Below are 21,048 nucleotides of genomic sequence, written 5' to 3' on the forward strand. Positions count from 1 at the left end.
CATCCCGTGACGAACCCTCCAAGCCGCTCGGCCCGGCCTTCCGGGCGCACACGGCTACGGAAACTCCTGTCCCTCCTGAGCGCCGGCGTGGTCGCCATCGGCGTGTCGGCGGCGATCTCCGCTCCGGCGGACGCCGCCTCCACGCTGGGCGCGTCGGCGGCCGAGAGAGGTGGTCGCTACTTCGGCGCCGCCGTCGCCGCCGGCAGGCTCGGCGACTCCACCTACGTCAACATCCTGAACCGCGAGTTCAACTCGGTGACCGCCGAGAACGAGATGAAGTGGGACGCCACCGAACCCCAGCGCGGTAACTTCACCTACACCAACGCCAACCGGATCGTGAACCACGCCCTGGGACAGGGCATGAGGATCCGCGGTCACGCCCTGCTTTGGCACTCCCAGATGCCCGGCTGGGCCCAAGGCCTGTCCGGCTCGACACTCCGCAGTGCCGCCATCAACCACGTCACCCAGGTCGCCACCTACTTCCGGGGCAAGATCCACTCCTGGGACGTCGTCAACGAGGCCTTCGCCGACGGCGGCTCCGGCGGCCGACGCGACTCCAGCCTCCAGCGCACCGGCAACGACTGGATCGAAGCCGCCTTCCGCGCCGCTCGGGCCGCCGATCCCGGCGCCAAGCTCTGCTACAACGACTACAACACCGATGGAATCAACGCCAAGAGCACCGGCATCTACAACATGGTGCGCGATTTCAAGTCGCGCGGCGTGCCGATCGACTGCGTCGGCTTCCAGTCCCATCTCGGCACCTCGGTGTCGAGTGACTACCAGGCCAACCTCCAGCGCTTCGCCGACCTCGGCGTCGACGTCCAGATCACCGAACTCGACGTCGCCCAAGGGTCCAACCAGGCCAACGTCTACGCCACCGTGACCCGGGCATGCCTGGCGGTGTCCCGGTGCACCGGCATCACCGTCTGGGGCATCCGCGACAGCGACTCCTGGCGCACCGGAGAGAACCCGCTGCTGTTCGACGCCTCCGGCAACAAGAAGGCCGCCTACACCAGCACGCTCAACGCCCTCAACGCCGGCAACAACCCCAATCCCACGCCGACCCCGGGCCAGATCGACACCAACGCCTGGTACGTGCTGGTCAACCGCACCAGCGGCAAGGCCCTGGACGTCTACAACCTGGCCACCAACGACGGCGCCCGCATCACCCAGTGGGCCCGTAACAACGGCAACCAGCAGCAGTGGCAGTTCGTCGACTCGGGCGGCGGCTACTACCGCGTCAAGTCCCGCCACTCCGGCAAGGTGCTGGACGTCAGCGGCTTCTCCACCGCCAACGGCGGCGCCGTCGTGCAGTGGGCCGACCTCAACGGCACCAACCAGCAGTGGCGCCCGGCCGACTCCGGCGGCTACCTCCGCCTGATCAACCGCAACAGCGACAAGGTCCTGGAGGTCCAGGGAGCCTCCACCTCCGACGGCGCCAACGTCGTCCAGTACGCCGACTGGAACGGCGCCAACCAGCAGTGGCAACTCGTCCGTATCGGATGAAATCGGAGCACACCGTGAAAATCAGACCCTTGGCCGTCATCACCGCGGCGGCCACGTTATTGGTGAGCCTCTTCGTGGCCATCCAGTCCGCCAACGCGGCGACCGTCGACACCAACGCCTGGTACGTGCTGGTCAACCGCACCAGCGGCAAGGCCCTGGACGTCTACAACCTGTCCACCAACGACGGCGCCCGCATCACCCAGTGGGCCCGTAACAACGGCAACCAGCAGCAGTGGCAGTTCGTCGACTCGGGCGGCGGCTACTACCGCGTCAAGTCCCGCCATTCGGGCAAGGTGCTGGACGTCAGCGGCTTCTCCACCGCCAACGGCGGCGCCGTCGTGCAGTGGGCCGACCTCAACGGCACCAACCAGCAGTGGCGCCTGGCCGACTCCGACGGCGGCCACGTCCGCCTGATCAACCGCAACAGCAACAAGGCCCTGGAGGTCCAGGGAGCCTCCACCGCCGACGGCGCCAACATCGTCCAGTACGACGACTGGGGCGGCAACAACCAGCAGTGGCAGTTCGTCCAGGTCGGCAGCGGGCCCAACCCGACGCCGACGCCGACGCCGCCCGGTACGTGCAATCTTCCCTCGACGTACCGCTGGACCTCGACCGGAGTGCTGGCGACCCCGAGGTCGGGATGGGTCTCGCTCAAGGACTTCACCGTCGCCCCCTACAACGGCAGGCAACTCGTCTACGCCACCACCCACGACAACGGCACCTCATGGGGCTCGATGAACTTCGGCCTGTTCACCAACTGGTCGGAGATGGCCTCGGCCAGCCAGAACGCCATGTCCTCCGCCACCGTCGCCCCCAGCCTGTTCTACTTCGCCCCCAAGAACATCTGGGTCCTGGCCTACCAATGGGGCGGACCCGCCTTCTCCTACCGCACCTCCACCGACCCCACCAACCCCAACGGCTGGTCCTCACCCCAAACCCTCTTCTCCGGAACCATCACCGGCTCCGGAACCGGACCCATCGACCAAGCCGTCATCGGCGACGGCACCACCATGTACCTGTTCTTCGCCGGCGACAACGGCAAGATCTACCGGGCCACCATGCCCATCGGCAACTTCCCCGCCAACTTCGGCACCACCTCCACCGTCATCATGAGCGACACCACCAACAACCTCTTCGAAGCCGTCCAGGTCTACAAACTCCAGGGCCAGAACCGCTACCTCATGATCGTCGAAGCCATCGGCTCCCAGGGCCGCTACTTCCGCTCCTTCACCGCCACCAGCCTGGGCGGCACCTGGACCCCACAAGCCGCCACCGAAAACAACCCCTTCGCCGGCAAAACCAACAGCGGCGCCACCTGGACCAACGACATCAGCCACGGCGAACTACTACGCACCAACGCCGACCAGACCATGACCATCGACCCCTGCAACCTGCAACTGCTCTACCAGGGACGCAGCCCCAACTCCGGCGGCGACTACGGCCTCCTGCCCTACCGCCCCGGCCTGCTCACCCACCAACGCTGACAGAGCGACACCCATCCGGCCCGAGCGTTCCCGACGCTCACCGCGAAGCCGTACACCCCACCGGGTGAGCCCGATCACGGCACGCCACCGGGACCGGATGAAGCCGAAACGGCGGGCTCGGCACAAGACCGAGCCCGCCCAGGTCACACGGAGACGTCAGCGCTCACATGACGACGGAACGCGGGATCGGGCACACGCTCCCCTGCCTGAGGTCCACCCTCGAAAGGATCACCATGAGATCCGCACCATCACGCCGCCCGCCTTGGCGCATGGGCCTGCCGGCCCAGACCGACTCTCCCTGCTGATCACCCCTTGAGCCGGGTTCCGGGCGCGGGGGAGGGAGCGCTCACCGCGCCCGGGACCCACTAACACCCCCCGTAGAACGCGTGTCCGAGGGAGACGACAGGTGAGACCTGCTCTGCGCACGGCCCTGTGCACCGTGGGCCTGCTTCTGGCGACCATGCTGTTCCCGTCCCCGGCCGGGGCGGACAACCCGATCGTGCAGACCATCTACACCGCCGACCCGGCGCCGCTCGTCCACAACGGCCGCGTGTACGTCTACACAGGCCACGACGAGGACGGCTCGACCTACTTCACCATGCGCGACTGGCGGGTGTACTCCTCCACGGACATGGCCAACTGGACCGACCACGGCTCACCCATGAGCCTGGCCACCTTCGCCTGGGCCGACGCCAACGCCTGGGCCGGCCACGTCATCTTCCGCAACGGGAAGTTCTACTGGTACGTGCCGGTGCGGAACCGGGCGACCGGCGGAATGGCCATCGGCGTCGCGGTCGGCGACAGCCCCACCGGGCCCTTCCGGGACGCGCTGGGCCGCCCGCTGGTCGAGAACGGCGAGATCGATCCGCACGCGTTCATCGACGACAACGGCCAGGCCTACCTGTATTGGGGCAACCCCCGCCTGTGGTATGTCCGGCTCAACACCGACATGATCTCCTTCTCCGGCAGCCCGACCCAGATCCCCCTCACGGCCGCGGGCTTCGGCGCGCGCAGCGGCAACGCCAGCCGTCCCACCCTCTATGAGGAGGGGCCCTGGATCTTCAAGCGCAACAATCTCTACTACAACGTGTTCGCCGCCGAATGCTGCTCGGAGTTCATCGGCTACTCAACAGCCCCCAGTGCCACCGGGCCGTGGACCTACCGGGGAACGATCATGCCCCGCCAGGGCGGCAGCTTCACCAACCACGCCGGGATCATCGACTTCGCCGGAGGATCGTACTTCTTCTACCACAATGGCGCCCTCCCCGGCGGGGGCGGTTACACCAGGTCAGTGGCCGTGGAGAAGTTCACCTACAACGCCGACGGCACCATCCCGACCATCAACATGACCACCGCCGGACCACCGCAGGTCGGCACCCTCGACCCGTTCGTCCGCCAGGAGGCCGAGACCATCGCCTGGGCATCCGGGGTGGAGACCGAAGCCTCCGGCGAGGGCGGCATGAACGTCGGCTTCATCGAGAACGGCGACCACATCAAGGTCAAGGGCGTCGCCTTCGGCACCGGAGCCTCCTCCTTCACCGCCCGCGTGGCCTCGGGCACCGGCGGCGGCCGGATCGAGGTCCGGCTCGGCAGTGCCACCGGCACCCTCGTCGGCACCTGCACCGTCCCCGGCACCGGTGGCTGGCAGAACTGGACCTCGGTCACCTGCCCGGTGTCGGGCGTCACCGGCACGCGCGACCTCTACCTCCGGTTCGCCGGAGGCGGCGGCTACCTGCTCAACCTCGACTGGTGGCAGTTCACCCCGAGCGGCGGCAGCGGCGGGAACCTGCTGACCAACGGCACGATGGAGGACGGCACGACGGGCTGGACCGGTTCCGGTGGCACCCTGTCCTCCGCCGCCGACGTGGCTCACGGTGGCAGCCGGTCCCTGCTCAACTCCGGCCGTACGGCCGCCTGGCAGGGCCCCCACCAGAACGTGACCGCGCAACTCACCAACGGCAGGAGCTACACCACGAGCGTCTGGGTCCGCTCGCAGGGCGGCACTCCCAGCGCGAAGGCGACCCTGACACTCACCGCGAACGGCACGACGAACTACGTCCAGCTCACCCCGGCGCAGACGGTCAACGCCAACGGGTGGACCCAGCTCACCGGCACCGCGACGGTCTCGTGGACCGGGACGCTGACCAATGCCTCCCTCTACGTCGAGACGGCCGCGGGCATCGACGGCCTCTACGTCGACGACGCCTCCTTCCAGTGACAGGAGTCGTACATGCCAGGACACCGATTCCAGGGGGAGGTCACCGTGCGCGCGGGCACCTCCGCGGTCAACGGCTGGACCGTCGGCTGGTCCTGGCCCGGTTCGCAGACCATCACCCAGAGCTGGGGCGACATGCGCTCGGGTTCGGGTGCCAACGTGACCGTTCGCAACGAGACCTGGAACGGTTCGCTCGGCACCGGCGCGAGCACGACCTTCGGCTTCCTCGCCAACGGCGCACCGGCCACCCCGGTGGCCACCTGCGCCGGCCTGCGATCCCGGCACGTTCTCCGGCCGAGCAACCCGTCGGGCCCACGGGGCGGTAACCCCGCAGGCTCGACCCCCATCCACTGAGGAGCGATGTCCATGAGAAGGAAACGAACGCGCGCGCTGCTGACCGCCGCGGTGTTGGCCATGGTGGCGGTCATCCCCGCCGTTCCTGCGCAGGCGCTGAACAACGGCGTGGGCCGAACCCCGCCGATGGGGTGGAACACCTGGAACACCTTCGGCTGCAACATCAACGAGACCCTGATCCGGCAGACGGCCGACGCCCTGGTCAGCAACGGCATGCGCGACCTGGGATACCAGTACGTCGTCGTCGACGACTGCTGGTTCGACCCCAACCGCGACTCCGCCGGGAACCTCCAGGCCAACCTGTCGCGGTTCCCGAGCGGGATGAAGGCGCTCGGTGACTACCTGCACGCCAGGGGCCTGAAGTTCGGCCTCTACCAGGCGCCCCTGGACAAGACCTGCGCCCAGTACTTCGGCGCCTACCCGGGCGCGACCGGCAGCCTCAACCACGAGGTCCAGGACGCCCGGCAGTTCGCGGCCTGGGGAGTCGACTATCTCAAGTACGACTGGTGCTCACCCACCGGCACCATCGACGACCAGGTGCGCACCTTCGCCAAGATGCGGGACGCGCTGGCGGCGACCGGGCGGCCGATCCTCTACAGCATCAATCCAAACAGCATCCACGACAAGACGGGCCCTCGGCGCAACTGGGGCGACGTCGCCAACATCTGGCGCACGACCGAGGACATCACCAACGCCTGGAACACGGGTCAGACCAACGGCTACCCGATGGGCATCCAGAACATCGTCAACGTCAACGCGCCGCTGTCGGGCTACGCCGCGCCGGGGCAGTTCAACGACCCCGACATGATGGTGGTCGGCCGGGGCGGCATGACCGACACCGAGATGCGCAGCCACTTCGCCCTGTGGGCCGTCATGGCCGCACCCCTCATCGCCGGGAACGACGTCCGCAACATGGACAACGCGACCGCCACGATCATGAAGAACCAGAACCTGACCGCCATCAACCAGGACCCGCTCGGCCTCCAGGCCACCCAGATCGGCAACGACGGAACCCGCCGCGTCCTGGCCAAACGGCTGAGCAACGGCGACGTCGCGGTCGCCCTGTTCAACCAGGGCGGCACCACCACCACGATCAGCACCACCGCGTCCGCCATCGGTCTGTCCGGCAACTCCTTCAACCTGCGTGACGCCTGGACGAACGCCGTCACCACGACCACCGGCGCCATCTCGGCGAGCGTCCCGTCCCACGGTACCGTCGTGTTCCGGGTCAGCGGCGGCACGCCCAATCCCACGCCCTCGCCTTCCCCGTCCGCATCTCGCATCCAGGGCGTGGGGTCGGGCCGGTGCCTCGATGTGACCGGCGCCTCCCAGGCCAACGGCACCCAGGTGAACATTTGGGACTGCAACGGCCAGAACAACCAGCAGTGGAGCTCCACATCCGCCGGTGAACTGCGGGTCTACGGTAACAAGTGCCTGGACGTCAACAACAACGGCACCGCCGACGGAACCGGCGTCATCATCTGGGACTGCAACGGCCAGAACAACCAGAAATGGCGCTTCAACACCGATGGCACCATCACCGCCATCGGTGCGAACAAGTGCCTCGACGTGCCCAGCAGCTCCACCGCCAACGGCGTCAAGCTCCAGATCTGGACCTGCAACGGCGGCACCAACCAACGCTGGACCAGCCTGTGATCTTCTCGTCCGCATGTCGCCGCCGGCGCCGTGAGCGGGTTCCCCGTCCTCAGCCGAGCGGTTCGAGCCGGGTACGGGGGCCTTCCAGGCGCAGTCTCAACATCGGGGCGGGTGTCCCGCCGAAGTGGGCCCGCTCGACCGGGCCCCGGTAGTCGAGGAAGCTGACCACGCGCAGGTCGTCGAGCACCATCCAGGCGTAGGCCTGGTCGGGCTGGGTTTGCGGGTTCCCGATGACCAGGCCGGAGCCGTTCAGGGGTTCGTAGGGGCCCTCCAGCGTCGTGGAGACGAAGCCGTACAGACCTGTCGGGGCGGCGCCCTCCGGTTCGAACGACTGGCGGTGGGTGCAGAAGAACAGGTAGTGCAGGCCGCCGTGGACCACGATGTGCGGGCGTTCGATCTCGCGGTTGATCCCGTCGGCGACCAGGAGCGGCGGGCGCAGCGGCCGGCCCTCGGCCTCCGGGCCGGCCAGCGCGACGGCGCCCATGTGGTGGTCGCCCCACGGGACGGAGGCGGCGATCAGCAGGTGGCCCCGGAACCAGGCCGGGTCGCGGAAGGCCCGGATCCTCCCCGGCCCGCCTTCGCGTTCGTCGGCCGGGAGGTAGAACTCGCCGCCGGAACGTACGATCTCCCGATGCTCGGCCGATCTCGGCTGCCCGGGCTCCCCGTCGAGCGGCAGACGTGCCTCGAACACCCGCTGGACGAAGGTGGGCCGCTTCTCGTCGCGGTGCCCGGTCACCGTGTAGAAGACCGAGACCGTGCCGTCCGTACGCCGGATCGCCGTGCCGGACCACTCGCGGCTGCCCGGTGATTCGCCGTCGGGGAAGAGGTTTCCGAGGTCGATCCACTTCCCTTCGTCCAGGCCGAGCAGGCGGATGCGGGCGACGTCGTGGCGGCCCTCCGGATGGCCGGCCGCCGGGGCGGTCAGGCCCATCCAGAGTTCGCGGCCGTCGAAGAGGGCGGTGGCACCGCTCTCTTCCTGGATCGGCCACATGTCCCACAGGTCCAGACCGGGCAGCGCCGCCTCGACGGGGCCGAGGATGGGCGGTGCGGTCATCGCCGGGTCCTCGGTGATCAGGTCGAGGTGGCGCCGCGTCCACCGGGTCGTCGTGCTCACTCGTTCTCGTTTCCGCTCAGGGCCGCTCGGGCCAGTTCCACCGCGCCGGTGATCCCGGACAGATTTCCGAGCCCCGGCGCGGTGATGACGGTGTCCAGGGGATAGCCGCCGGCCAGTTCGGTGGCGCGGGCCCGGACCAGGCCGAGCAGGCCGGGCCGGCCGCCGACCCCGCCGCCGATGATCACCGCCTGCGGGGACACGACGGCGGCCAGGTTGTGCACGGCCAGCGCCAGATACTCCGCCTCCAGTTCCCAGGGTTCGCCGTCCTCCAGTTCCTGCGCGGGCCGCCCCCAGCGCCGCCGCATCGACGTCCCCGAGGCCAGCCCTTCGAGGCAGTCGCCGTGGAAGGGGCACACGCCGGGGAAGGGATCGCGTGCGGTGTCGTGGGGCACCCGCATGTGCCCGGCCTCGGGGTGGGTGCGCCCGTGCAGCGGGCGCCCGCCGACGATCACGCCGACCCCGATGCCGGTGCCGACGGTCATGTAGGCGAGCGTGTGCAGCCCCCGCCCGGCGCCGTGGCGCAGCTCACCGATGGCGGCGCCGTTGACGTCGGTGTCGAGGCCGACCGGCACCCCGAGCCCCTCCCGGAAGGGCGTCACCATGTCGGTGCCCGACCAGCCGGGTTTGGGGGTGGTGGTGATGCGCCCGGCCGCCAGGTCGACCGGCCCGAAGGTGGCGACGCCGACCGCCGCCGGGGCGGGATGGCGGCGGAAGAAGCCGACGGCGGCCGGGATGGTCTCGTCGGGGGTCGTCGTCGGGACCACCTCGGTGGCCACGATCCTTCCGTCGGTGTCGGCGAGCGCGCACACCCATTTCGTGCCGCCGGCCTCGACCGCTCCGTACATGGTCATCCCTTCAGTGAACCCTGAAGCAGGGCCGTGACGAAACGCCGCTGGAAGATCAGGAACACCGCGAGCGTGGGTGTCAGGATGAGCAGCGAGCCCGCGCACAGCAGCGGGATGTCGGTGCCCCACTGTCCCTGGAAGGCCCCCAGAGCCCCGGACATGGTGCGTTGCAGCGGGTCGTCGACCAGCACGATGGCCAGCAGGAACTGGTTCCAGGTCCACAGGAACAGCAGGATCGCCAGCGACGAGGTCGCCGGGGCGGCCAGCGGCACGTGCACCCGCCAGAAGAGCTGCCAGGTCCCGGCGCCGTCGATGCGGGCGCTTTCGGACAGTTCCTCGGGCATGTTCACGAAGTGGGCCCGCATCCAGAACACCGAGAACGGCATGAACAGCCCGATCAGCGGCAGGATGATCGCCCACCGGGTGTTCAGCACGCCCATGTCGCGCACGAGGTAGTAGAGCGGTGTGATGATGCCCTCGAACGGCAACGTCAGCCCCAGCAGGAACGCCACGAAGACGAACCGCCGCCCGGGCATGCGCAGGTGCCCGATGGCGAATCCGGCCATGGTGGCCACGACCAGCGAGATCGGCACCACCCCGAGCACGATCAGCACGCTGGACTTGAGCAGCTCGGTCATCCGGGCGGCGGTGAACGCGGTGACGAAGTTGCCCCACTGCGGGTCGTCGGGCCATTCGAGACCCAGCGGGTAGCTGCCCGAGGGGTGGAGCGCGGTGACGAGGAGACTGACGAACGGCATCAGCGTGGCCGCCATCAGCACCAGCAGCAGCACCCGGCCGGTCCAGGCCTCACGACGATCGAAGATCATGATTTACGTTCCCTGGTGAGCCACTGGATCGGCAGGGCGCACGCGATCACCAGCACGGTGAGGACCACCGCGAGGGCCGAGGCGAGGCCGACCTGGCGTTCGGAGAAGGCCAGGTAGTAGATCTCCAGGCCGGGCACCATGCTGGCGTTGCCGGGCCCGCCCTGGGTCGAGATGTAGACGATGTCGAAGCTGGCCAGCGCGGCCACGACCGTGACGGTGACGCAGACCCCGATCTCCTGCCGCAGGCTGGGCAGGGTGATCGAGAAGAACTCCCGGAACGGGCCGGCGCCGTCGAGGCGCGCGGCCTCGTACAGGGCTGGGTCGATCTTGCTCATCCCGGCCAGCATCAGGAGCGTGCACAGTCCCAGGAGCACCCAGGCGCCGATCACCCCAACTGCCGGCAGGGCCGTCGAGAAGTCGCCCAGCCAGGCACGGGTGATCTTCTCCAGTCCGATGGACGTGAGGATCTGATTCACCAGCCCGGTCGAGGACAACAGCCAGCTCCAGGTGATCCCGGCCGCGACCAGCGGGATGACCTGCGGCAGGAAGATGACCGTGCGGGCCACCAGAGCCAGGCGGCTGGTGGCGATGCGACGGATCGTCGCCGCGATGACCAGCCCGAGCACGACCGGGACCGCGCTGAAGAACACGATCAGCTTCACCGCGTTGAGGATCGAGGCGAACAGGTCGGGGTCGGTGAAGACCCGCAGGTAGTTCTGCACCCCGGTCCAGGTGGCCACGCCGATGCCGTCCCACTTGTAGAGGGAGTACTGCACCGTCATGGCCAGCGGCTGGATCACGAACACGACGTAGAACGCGGCCGCGGGCAGCACGAACAACCAGCCGACCCATCTCGACCCGCTCCGCCGTTTCACGGCCGCCTTCACCTCAGCCTCCCTTGACCTGGCTCTGGTAGTCGGCCTGCACGCTCTTGAGCAGGCCTTCGGGGGTCTGCTCCCCGCCCACCAGCTTCTGCAGGTTGGGGGTCCAGCTCTTGGCGTAGATCGCGCCGGTGGCGTTGGCGATGAAGTCCATCGCGCCGTTGTCCTTCGCGATCTGCGCGCCCGCCGCCAGGGTGCTCTGGGTGACGCTGCCCTCCGCCACCGGCGGCATCGACCCGTCGGCCGGGCCCATCGGGTGGGAACCGCCGACCTCGACGCCGATCGTGCGCGCCTGCGTGTCGGTGGCGACCCAGTCGAGGAACTCGGCGGCGCAGTCGGCGTTCTTGGCGTTCGCCCCGATGCCGAACGCCAGCGGGGCCGACATGGTGGCCCGCTTGCCGCCGGCCTGGGCCGGTGGCATCAGGAAGAAGCCGATGTCGCCCGCCATCTTCTTGTCGAGGTTGCCCGACTCCCAGTCGCCGTTGAACATGAACAGGCCGTCGCCGTCGATGAAGCGGCTCATCATCGTGGCGTAGTCGACGGCGTTGACGTCCTTCCAGAAGTATCCGGCCTTGATCCACTTCTCCAGGTGCTGGGTCGCCTGGAGGTTGGCCGGGGTGTCGATGGTCGCGCCGGACTTCTGGTAGATCCAGTCGTTGATCGGCGCCGACGGGCCGTAGGAGGCCATCAGGTCCTGGAGCGGGAAGGCCAGGCCGCCGGTCGCACCGCCGTTGAACTGGGCGATCGGGACCAGGCCCGCGTCCTTGGCCTTGGCCAGGGCGGCGTCGAGGTCGGCGAGGGTCTCCGGCGGAGCGGTCATGCCGATCCGCTCGGCCAGCTTCTTGTTGTAGAACACGCCGGTCATGGAGAAGTTCAGGCCCATGGCGTAGAGGGAGCCCTCACCCCGCACGGCGCCGCCGGGCGCCAGGCGCATCTGTTCGAGCTGGGAGGCGGGCCACTTGTCCCAGCCGTAGACCTTGGCGTACCCGTCGAGGTTCTTGAGCAGGTTGTTCTTGACCAGTTCGGAGACCTGGGGCAGGCGCATGAGGTCCGGCGGGTCGTCGGCCAGCACGCGCGGGGCGTTCTGGGTGATCACCGCGAACTGGTCCTCGCGGATGTCCCAGGTGACGTTCGGATGTTGCTTGGTGAACTCCGTGGTGAGCGCCTTGGGCAGGGGGAATCCCGTTTCGAAGTAGCCCTTCAACGTCACCGGCGCGGTGCCGCAGGTAGGCGCGGCCGACAACGACGACGCGGCGGCCGTCGGCTGCGCGGTGCCGCTTCCCGGCGCCGCGCAGGCGGCGGCCAGGCTTCCCCCCAGGATGACCACCATCGCCACGCGGCTCCGGCGGGAGTGAACTCGATGAGACATAGTGCGTCTCCCTTTGCTAAATCGGATTAGCGATGCGATAGTCTCACCGCACGCATCCGACGGTGTCAAGGCCCCGTAACTCGGTTGGAATGTTGGAGGTCTCTGCCGTGAGTCGACGTCGGGTCACCTTGGCCGATCTGGCCCAGGCGGCCGGAGTGTCCCGTACCACCGCCTCGCTCGTGATGACGGGCAGGGGCCGTGAGCTGCGCATTTCCCACGACGTCGAGCAGAGGGTACTGCGTGCGGCGGACGAGTTGGGCTATCGCCCGAACGCGGTCTCCGTCGGATTGCGGACCGGAACGAGCCGGACGATCGGCTTCGTCTCCGACACCGTCGCGACATCCCGCCTCGCCGGAGACATGATCAAGGGCGCCCTGGAGGCTGCCCGCGAACGCGGCGTGATGTTGTTCATCGGTGAGACCGAGGGCGATCCCGAGCTGGAGCGCGGCCTGCTGCACGCCATGCAGGACCGCCAGGTCGACGGCATCATCCTGGCCGCCATGTACACCCGGACGATCAAGGTCCCGAAGGACATCGGCCCCGCCGTGCTGCTCAACGCACTGCCCAAGCCGGCCTCCGCCCTGCCGTCGATCGTGCCCGACGAGGTCGAAGCCGGTCGCTCGGCGGCCCGGGTGCTCCTGGAGGCGGGCCACCACGAGGACGTCTACCTGATCGGGGCCGGACCGAGGTCGCGCGACGTGCCCGCCACCAGCGTCGCGGCGGTGGAACGCCTGACCGGCATCGAGGAGGCCGGCCTGAGGATCGCCGGAGCCCGCGTCTGCGCCGACTGGCAACCCGAAGAAGGCCTGGCCGCGACCCGATCCCTGCTCGCCGACCACCGGCCCCGGGCGCTGATCTGCCTCAACGACCGGCTGGCTCTGGGCGCCTACCAGGCGTTGAGCGACGCCGGGCTCTCGGTTCCCGAGGACGTGTCAGTGGTGTCGTTCGACGACCACCCCATCGCGTCGTGGATGCGGCCCAAGCTGACAACCGTGGCATTGCCGCACTACGAACTGGGACGCAAGGCGGTGGAGGTGTTGTTCGCCCAGATGGGCGAAGAGACCGAACCCGGCCAGGTGCACCGGGTCACCATGCCGGTGAGACACCGGGAGTCGGTCGCGCCGCCGACCAGACCCTGCTGATCGGCTGAGGCGACGAACCAGCCGGTGCGGCCCTCGTCCGCGGCCGCGCTCGGGAGGGATGCTCCGGCTCGGGGTCGCGTTCCGCGAGCCGAAAACTGTCGGTGCCTGACGCGATGATGGGATCATGACCGACGCGCCCCCCAGCACTCTCTTTGCTGATCAGACTGCCTACACCGAAGCCGTTCAGCTCGCCCTGGACGCCGCCGCCGCTTATTACGGAGACGGCACGTCCACTCTGGACGACGACGCCTACGACCGGCTGGTCCGGGGCATTCAGGCGTATGAGGCCGAGCATCCCGACGAGGTGCTGCCGTCCTCGCCGACGGGCAAGGTGGCCGGTGGCGCGGTGGTCGGCGACGTGCCGCACACGGTGCCGATGCTGAGCCTGGACAACGTCTTCAGCGCCGAGCAACTGGCCGACTGGGCCGCGTCGCTGGAACGCAGGCTGGGCAGGCCGGTCACGGAGTGGAGCGTGGAGCCGAAGCTTGATGGGCTGGCGATCGCCGCGCGATACCGCGGCGGGCGGCTGGTGCAGTTGGTCACCCGGGGTGACGGCACCAAGGGTGAGGACGTGAGCCACGCGATCGGCACCATCGTGGGACTGCCCGACCGGCTGGCCGAGCCGGTCACGGTGGAGCTGCGCGGCGAGGTGATGATGACCGCGTCGCAGTTCGAGCAGGCGTGCGCCAAGCGCCAGGCACACGACGGCACCACGTTCGCCAACCCGCGCAGCGCAGCCGCCGGCACGCTGCGCGCCCAGGACCGGCCGTATATGTGCGAGCTGACGTTCTTCGGCTACGGCGCGCTGCCGTACCCCGACGACGTCTCCGAGCCGGCGGTGCGGCTGCGCGAGTCGCCGCACAGCGAGGTCATGGCGTGGGTCGCCGCGCAGGGGGCGCAGACCCCGGCCGTCACCGACGTCGGCGGGATCGTCGCCACCACCCTGGAGCAGATCCAGGAGCGGGTCGAGCAGATCGCCGCCAAGCGGGCCGAGCTGCCCTTCGGCATCGACGGCATCGTGATCAAGTGTGATCTCGCCGCCGATCAGGCACAGGCCGGCTTCGGCACCCGCGCGCCCCGGTGGGCGATCGCCTACAAGCTGCCCGCCACCGAGAAGATCACCAAACTGCTCGACGTCGAGTGGAACGTCGGCCGCAGCGGCATCATCGCCCCGCGCGCCGTGCTGGAGCCGGTTGTGCTCGACGGCAGCACCGTCACCTACGCCCCGTTAACTGAACTAACGAGATAGTTTTCCCAGTTCAGAGGCATACTTGTCTGATCTTTGCTAGCGTCCCGCTCCATGGCTGATTCAAGTACCGATCGGGACCTGGCGTCGTTAGCGGTACGGAGGGTGGGACGGCTCGCTCCAACGGGTGACCCATGGGAGCCGTTCCGTTTGCTGAACAGTAGCGGAGAAGTTGTCGAGCCGGTGGCGGCTTTCCTGCGCGAATTACAGGCCGAGGACCTGTCCGAGGCGACGTTGCGGTCCTACGGCAACGACCTGCTGCTGTGGTGGCGGTGGCTGGCTGCGATCGGGGTGCCGTGGAACCAGGTGACCCCGGCCGAGGGCCGGGACTTCGCCAGGTGGATGCAGATTGCAGATAAGCCGTCGAAGACGCACTGGCGTCGCCGTAATGGCCAGCCTGACGGGACTGACAAGCGTGGGCAGGGCGCGGCGAGGCCGCGAGCGGGAGCGGTGAACCCGGTGACGGGCAAGGCGCGGCCTGGCAAGAAGTTCTCCCGGGCGTCATGGGGGCATGCCGAGACGGTGCTGCGCCGGTTCTATGACTTCCATCTCGAGAGCGGGACAGGCCCGATCGTGAACCCGTTCCCGCTGGATCAGTCGCGGCGCGCAGGCCGCGCGAACGCCCATCACAACCCGATGGAGCCGTTCCGGCGCGAGCGGGCTGGTCGCTACCGGCCGCGATTACCATCCCGGATCCCCCGGCGGATCCCCGATGATCAGTTCAACGAGATCTTCGCCGCGCTGAAGTATCACCGCGACCGCGCCCTGCTGGCGTTCTGGGTCTCGACCGGGGCCCGGGCTGAGGAACTACTCGACTCCGTGCAGGCCGATCCGGATCCGGGCGAGCAGGTCATCAGCGTGACCCGCAAGGGCAGCGGGGCCACCCAGCTACTGCCAGCCTCGCCGGACGCGTTCGTGTGGTTACGGCTCTACCAGGAGGAGGCCTGGCGCAAAGGCGCTCCCCGAGGCCGCCGTCAGCCGCTCTGGGTCACGCTCCGGCGGCCCTTCCGGCCGCTGACCTACTCTGCCGCCCGCGCCATGTTCGCCCGCGCGCAGGAAGCACTGAGCTCGGACTGGACGATCCACGATCTCAGGCATTCTGCGGCCTGGCGAATGGCGCAGGACCCGAACATGGCGATCACCGACGTTCAGTGGATTCTCGGTCACACGAGCTTGAACACCACGCAGCGCTACACCCTCCCTAGCCAGGACGAAGTGATCGCCCACGCCCTCGCTCATCACGACCGCAGAAGACAGCAGTCGCTTACCCCGGTCGCGCCGCCGACCGCCGGCTACAACCCTCGCTCCCTGGACATCCTTTTCGGACGGGACACATGACGGCACGAACTGGCACCACAAGCGGACGATCCGTTAAGACCGGAACTTTCGGCTCATCCCTAAGCGGTGAGTCGATCAAGAAGCTGCGGGCGAAATTCTCCGCGAGGCAGCCGTCAGTCGTCTGGTCGGCAACCATGCTATCTGAGCAGCAGATCATCGATAAGTTTGACCGACATCCCCGCCGGACCGCCGACCCCACCCACAGTCAGAAAAGACGCGCAGTGAGACACCTGCTGCTATGGCTCAAGGGCTTCCCTGGTGAAACTTGGCAGCAGCGCTGGTGCGCGACACCTGCTCACTCGCTAGGACGGCGGTGGGAAGAGGAGAGCCATTCCTGGTTAGCAAGCCGGGGGACGGCCGCCCAGATCAGGTTCTTAACGGCCGGACTTCTTTGGCTCGTTTGTGCCGACGTTCTGCGCCCGGACCTGGAGTGGCTCTCGACGATCATTCGGTCCCGCTACTGGCAGATCGCGATGGCTACCTATCGAGATCCCTCTGGCTTCGATCGACTGAACGCCGCTGCTGATCGTCAGGAGATCGATGACAAACGAAGGCGTACAGCCCTCATCCAAATCGCGACCATCATGGCCGCCAAGGGCGGTAAAGTTGCCGATATCACCGTTGGTGACTGCCTGGAGCTACGCGATGCCGAGTCCCGCACGCGCGCGGGCAGCGGCAGGGGATACTTCTACGACCTCCTGCAGCATTTGGAGATCTTCCCCGCGGACGCGCCGCCCACGTTCCGGATGTTAGGCGCGCAGGCAGGCCAGGTGAGCCCGAAACAACTGGTGGACCGCTATGCCCTTGAGTGCGGCCCCGTCCGCGATCTGATCGTCGGATACCTGACCGAGCGCCAGCCCGTTATGGACTACAACAGCCTGCAACAACTCTCGCGGGCTCTGGCTCTGAACTTCTGGAAGAGCATCGAAACGCACCACCCGGGCGCCCGTTCTCTCCGCCTTCCTCCCGATGTCATCACCGACTGGAAGAGTAGGCTTCAGTTCAAGACAGTCCGGAGACGACAGTCTGACGGCAGCATCCGCGAGGTCACCAGCCCGCGGAGCAGCTACATCGACATGCTGACCTACGTCCGAGGATTCTACCTGGACATTGCCCAGTGGGCGACGGAGGACCCAGCTCGCTGGGGGCCATGGGCAGCACCCTGCCCCATCACCGCAGCGGAAATCTCCACCGGAAAACGTGATGCGAGGCGCAAAGCGCGGATGGACCAGCGCACTCGGGAACGATTACCCGCCGTCACCGCCCTAGCTCAGATCGCTCACCAGCAGCGCGTGGATGCACAGGCGCGCTTGGACGCACTTCGCAACGCAGCTCCCGGCCAGACCTTCACCGTCCTGAACGAGACCTTCGTCAAGGCTCTCGGAAACACCGGCCAAGCCACGGGAAGCAACTGCGCCTACGACGCTACCGGACGACTCCGGCAACTCGCCATGGCCGAAAACCGAGCATTCTGGACCTGGGCGGCGGTGGAAATTCTGCGTCACACCGGGATCCGCATTGAGGAGATGCTGGAGATCGGCCACCAGAGCATCACCCAATACGTCACCCCCGGCACCGGCGAACTGGTTCCCCTGCTCCACATCGCCCCTTCGAAAACTGATCAGGAACGCCTCTTAGTCGTCGACCTTGAGCTCGCCGACGTCCTCGCCATGATCGTTTCCCGGGTTCGGGATGACACGGGCACCGTTCCGCTGGTCTCCATCTACGATCTCCATGAGAAGATCTGGACCCCTCCGATGCCCATCCTGTTCCAGTGGCGAACTGGGGGAGAGAACCGCCCCATCACCCCAAGGATCATCCGCAGTGGTCTCGAGGAACTGCTGGTCGCTAGCTTCACCGATGCCACGGGGCAGCCCTTGCGATTCCAGCCTCATGACTTTCGGAGAATCTTCACTACTGAGGCGATCTTGAATGGGATGCCACCCCATATTGCTCAATTGATTTTAGGGCACAAGTCGATCGACACGACCATGGGGTACCACACGGTCTACCCCCAAGAAGTGATCAATGGCCACCGGGCCTTCATCGCCCGCCGCCGGACTATGCGTCCCAGTGAGGAATACCGAACCCCCACCGACGAAGAGTGGGAGGAGTTCCGCGGCCACTTCGAACGCCGGAAGATGGCTTTGGGTGATTGCGGTCGCGCCTACGGTACCTCTTGTCAACATGAGCACAGTTGCATTAAATGTCCGCTTTTGCGGGTCGCCCCAGCTGACCGACCCCGCCTGGAAGAGATCCGGGGCAATCTGATTGTCCGCACCGCCGAAGCCAAACACCAAGGATGGCTCGGCGAACTCGAGAAGCTGCGCATCTACTTGGCCTCCGCCGAGGGTAAGCTCGCTCAACTCGACGAGCGGGCCCGCCGGGCGACCACGATCAATCTCGGTATGCCGTCCTTCCCGGAAATCGCCGGGCAAACCGCCACGCTGCCCGGCCAACGACCATGATCCTGTCCTACTCCCGGAAGTATTGTGTGCGAAGACCAGCGTCAGCGCGACCTCAACTATCAGGCGCAGAATCGGCCTCGCCTTGCTCGGGTGCGCACCCTTTGCGGATCGCCTGCTGGGTAAGGTCAAGCGCTAGGAAGTCATGTGGCATGACGGGATACTGAGCGTTGGCCGCGCGGGCGATTTCGGCTTTGAAATCGCTCGGACTGTTCTTCGTTATGATGACCTTCACGGACACATAGGCCCTGGCCGCCATTTCGGGGGCCTCCTGCATCGCGGCGTGGATAGCCGCGACCGTCTGGGTTCCGTTGACGACACATGCGCCCGTGAGCTCAAGAGCGATCGGCATTCTTGGAGCATGGCTCCACTGGTGCCTTACAGCCGTCTCGCACAGCACAGTGATGCCGTTATTGAAGTACCAGAAGTTCTCTGGCTTAGTGGCCAGGGTGTCGACAATGCTCTGAGTATGGGTGCGGCGGAGCGTTGTGCGGATGTTCTGCGCGAATAAGCGGTCGTGATGCTCTTCATACCATTGGGCGACGTCGGCAACGGACATCTTTCCTTGGTATGCCTCGAAAGGATCGGCCAAGTGGATCCATTCCGTCATATTCGCGGAGACCTTAATTTCCGGTGCGATGTCATCTCGAATGGCTTTCCAGACGCGTCGAGCGTCCCAGACCTCGTAGTCCAGAATGTTACCGAAGGAGTTGAATTCCTGCTTCATGCGCTCAAGGCCAGCGACCGCGCCGGGGTCCAAGTGGGCATGGCCCACAGTCACTATGATCATTTTTATGGTGCAGGCGGGGTGAGCCAAAGCGTCCGCGACTTGGTCAGCGTGGCGTTGAAACTTCGTGTTGAATTGGTCATATTCCTCGGAAATGAGGAGTCGAAGCGCCTGCTCGAACTTCAACACGTCAGTGAGACCGAAGATCTTCCGCCCAGATCTGCCCCAGTCCCATTTGCTCTGGACTAGCAGGATCTCAGGCTGGCCGTCGGAGACCGCAATGGCGTCAAGACCATTGTCGTTGATTCCGTCGACAATAGAGGCTGCCGCCATCGCGCTCCCGCACCGGAGTTGTCGTCGTACGACGAGAGCGGCGAGCGCACGAGCAAGGAAGAACACATCCAGATCCGAGGACGACCCCATGTCGCCCATGTCGATCAGCCCGCTGAATTCCTTTTCCAATGCCCGACGGATTTGAAGGATTTCAAGAGGTTCACTATGTTTGGCCTTCTTCGCTCCTCGCCGGTCGCTGGGCTCTACACGCTGGAACTGCTGAAGGATCGCTTCGGCGAGGCGGGCTCCGCTAGGGGGCCAGTGTCCGTCTCTGAGGCGGCGGGTGAGATCGTCCTGACTCATGGAAAGCTGAATGACGCCTCGGGTGGAACCCTTTGGCGTCGCTACGCCCTTGGATATAGCATCACTGCGGGAGAGCAACGACTCCTGCAACAGCGAGTACATGCTTTCAGGCTCAGGTCGGATCGTGGAGAGTGAGCACACTAGCGTCAGCAACAGAGGATTCGGCCTTATCCAGGAAGTCGATGCGATCTGTCGCAGGAACTCCTCTTCCTCGTTATGGTTTCGCTCAGGTTCGTCACCCATGGACGCGAACCACGCGCGCACGAACGTAGCAGTCTGCCGGTCGTTGAATTCCTCTAGCGTGAAACGCGAGAAACCCGTCAGGCCGTGGCCAATTCGCTCGGCCTCGAGGGGACGGGAGGTGATCAGGATGCGAGCGAGCGGATGTTGCGTAGCGAAAGCGTCCACGATCGCAGTCGCACGCCGTGCCTCCTGAGGAATATCGGCCTCATCCAATCCATCGAAGATCACCAGGGGTGAGCCGTTGAGGAGCAGACGCTCGACGAAGCCGTGCGGGGGGCGTGCCTGTAGAGCCACCTCTAGTTCGAGTTCTATGAGCTCCGTGACGAGTGAGGGCAAGCTCGATGGCGGAACGAGGTCGCGGACCGACAGCAGGAACACCACATCATCGCCTCGTGCCGCATGGGTGTACATGAGATGTTCACACAGGGTGCTCTTACCGCTACCGGGAGCGCCTAGAAGGAGTGCCTTACCAATCCGTTCCTCGAACTCCGCCTGCTGCACCTCCTCGAATGTCTCACCAGAGCGATCGACAATTGTGAGGGGCACATAGATGTCACGGAGGCTGATCTCCGGATGGAGGCCAGGAACGGCCGGAATGAGGGACTCGTATCTACGGAGTACGTACCTACGGTAGAGATCGGTGTACTCGGTATCCCTGCGCTCCTCATCAGTGAGCACGGGAGGCGTGTCGGCGGCGGCCTCCCTCCATAACCGCTGGAACAGCGCGGTGTCGCCGTGCAGTGCGTCGACGATGCGCTGCACGACTTCCCAGCGGGGAACTACACGGCCCTTGAAGGCTGCGGCGATCGTAGTGTGACTGACCGCCTGGCCGGTCATATCGGCGAGTTTGCGAAGGGACGGGGCGCCAGCCGCCATGCGAAGGCTATTGAGCTCGCCGGCAAGAGCCACCAGGCCTTCATTCCGTGTGCTCGGCCTTCTATCGCGATCCATGCATCCCCCGGCCCGCAACTGTTGTAAAGTGTCCGACCATTACGATCTT

General features: G+C 66.6%; 15 protein-coding genes. 9 read left to right on the top strand and 6 right to left on the bottom strand.

Annotation, left to right across the window (positions count from 1 at the left end; translation table 11 throughout):
* Positions 1-6: 6 nt before the first annotated feature.
* The 5 genes from OG587_RS33345 to OG587_RS33365 all read left to right on the top strand — a co-directional run bounded on the left by OG587_RS33345 (position 7) and on the right by OG587_RS33365 (position 7,215).
* A complete protein-coding gene (locus tag OG587_RS33345) occupies positions 7-1,506 on the top strand; it encodes an endo-1,4-beta-xylanase (RefSeq protein ID WP_329082396.1) in 1,500 nt (499 codons plus the stop codon).
* A 29-nt stretch (positions 1,507-1,535) separates the two neighbouring features.
* Entirely contained in the window at positions 1,536-2,990 is a 1,455-nt protein-coding gene (locus OG587_RS33350) for a non-reducing end alpha-L-arabinofuranosidase family hydrolase (RefSeq protein WP_443075288.1), read from the top strand.
* A 406-nt stretch (positions 2,991-3,396) separates the two neighbouring features.
* Positions 3,397-5,208, top strand: a complete 1,812-nt coding sequence (locus OG587_RS33355) for a family 43 glycosylhydrolase (protein ID WP_329082398.1) — start codon at positions 3,397-3,399, stop codon at positions 5,206-5,208.
* A gap of 12 nt (positions 5,209-5,220) precedes the next feature.
* Positions 5,221-5,559 carry a cellulose binding domain-containing protein gene (locus OG587_RS33360; RefSeq protein WP_329082400.1) on the top strand — a complete coding sequence of 113 codons (339 nt, stop codon included), beginning with the start codon at positions 5,221-5,223 and terminating at the stop codon, positions 5,557-5,559.
* Between the two features lie 12 nt (positions 5,560-5,571).
* Positions 5,572-7,215 (top strand): glycoside hydrolase family 27 protein, encoded by a 1,644-nt coding sequence (locus OG587_RS33365; protein ID WP_329082401.1) that lies wholly within the window; start codon positions 5,572-5,574, stop codon positions 7,213-7,215.
* Positions 7,216-7,264: 49 nt separating this feature from the next.
* Here the strand turns inward: OG587_RS33365 and OG587_RS33370 are convergent, their stop codons facing one another.
* From OG587_RS33370 to OG587_RS33390, 5 genes are read right to left on the bottom strand one after another with little or no spacing between them, the layout of a single operon-like run.
* Positions 7,265-8,329 (bottom strand): glycoside hydrolase family 68 protein, encoded by a 1,065-nt coding sequence (locus OG587_RS33370; protein WP_329082403.1) that lies wholly within the window; start codon positions 8,327-8,329, stop codon positions 7,265-7,267.
* The gene (locus tag OG587_RS33375; protein WP_329082404.1) at positions 8,326-9,180 is read right to left on the bottom strand and encodes an ROK family protein; all 855 of its coding nucleotides are present in this window, start codon (positions 9,178-9,180) and stop codon (positions 8,326-8,328) included. The genes OG587_RS33370 and OG587_RS33375 overlap by 4 nt, the downstream gene beginning before the upstream one ends.
* Positions 9,177-10,001, bottom strand: coding sequence for a carbohydrate ABC transporter permease (locus OG587_RS33380; RefSeq protein WP_329082406.1), 825 nt, complete (start codon positions 9,999-10,001; stop codon positions 9,177-9,179). Before OG587_RS33380 ends, OG587_RS33375 begins: the two co-directional genes overlap by 4 nt.
* Positions 9,998-10,888 (bottom strand): carbohydrate ABC transporter permease, encoded by an 891-nt coding sequence (locus tag OG587_RS33385; protein WP_329082407.1) that lies wholly within the window; start codon positions 10,886-10,888, stop codon positions 9,998-10,000. The genes OG587_RS33380 and OG587_RS33385 overlap by 4 nt, the downstream gene beginning before the upstream one ends.
* A gap of 1 nt (position 10,889) precedes the next feature.
* Complete coding sequence (locus OG587_RS33390) at positions 10,890-12,251, bottom strand: ABC transporter substrate-binding protein (protein WP_329082409.1); 1,362 nt, start codon at positions 12,249-12,251, stop codon at positions 10,890-10,892.
* A 107-nt stretch (positions 12,252-12,358) separates the two neighbouring features.
* Here OG587_RS33390 and OG587_RS33395 point away from each other — a divergent pair, with 107 nt between their 5' ends.
* From OG587_RS33395 to OG587_RS33410, 4 genes are all read left to right on the top strand, one after another.
* Positions 12,359-13,393, top strand: coding sequence for a LacI family DNA-binding transcriptional regulator (locus tag OG587_RS33395; RefSeq protein ID WP_329082410.1), 1,035 nt, complete (start codon positions 12,359-12,361; stop codon positions 13,391-13,393).
* Between the two features lie 124 nt (positions 13,394-13,517).
* Positions 13,518-14,642 (top strand): hypothetical protein, encoded by a 1,125-nt coding sequence (locus OG587_RS33400; protein ID WP_329082411.1) that lies wholly within the window; start codon positions 13,518-13,520, stop codon positions 14,640-14,642.
* A gap of 147 nt (positions 14,643-14,789) precedes the next feature.
* Positions 14,790-15,977: a tyrosine-type recombinase/integrase gene (locus tag OG587_RS33405; RefSeq protein ID WP_329082413.1), complete on the top strand. Its 1,188-nt coding sequence runs from the start codon at positions 14,790-14,792 to the stop codon at positions 15,975-15,977.
* 221 nt (positions 15,978-16,198) lie between these two features.
* Entirely contained in the window at positions 16,199-18,445 is a 2,247-nt protein-coding gene (locus OG587_RS33410) for a site-specific integrase (RefSeq protein WP_329082415.1), read from the top strand.
* A gap of 52 nt (positions 18,446-18,497) precedes the next feature.
* Here the strand turns inward: OG587_RS33410 and OG587_RS33415 are convergent, their stop codons facing one another.
* On the bottom strand, positions 18,498-20,957 hold the full coding sequence (locus tag OG587_RS33415; protein WP_329082417.1) for an AIPR family protein: 2,460 nt from the start codon (positions 20,955-20,957) through the stop codon (positions 18,498-18,500).
* Positions 20,958-21,048: the final 91 nt, after the last annotated feature.

This window comes from Streptosporangium sp. NBC_01469 (assembly GCF_036227305.1).
GTDB lineage: Bacteria > Actinomycetota > Actinomycetes > Streptosporangiales > Streptosporangiaceae > Streptosporangium.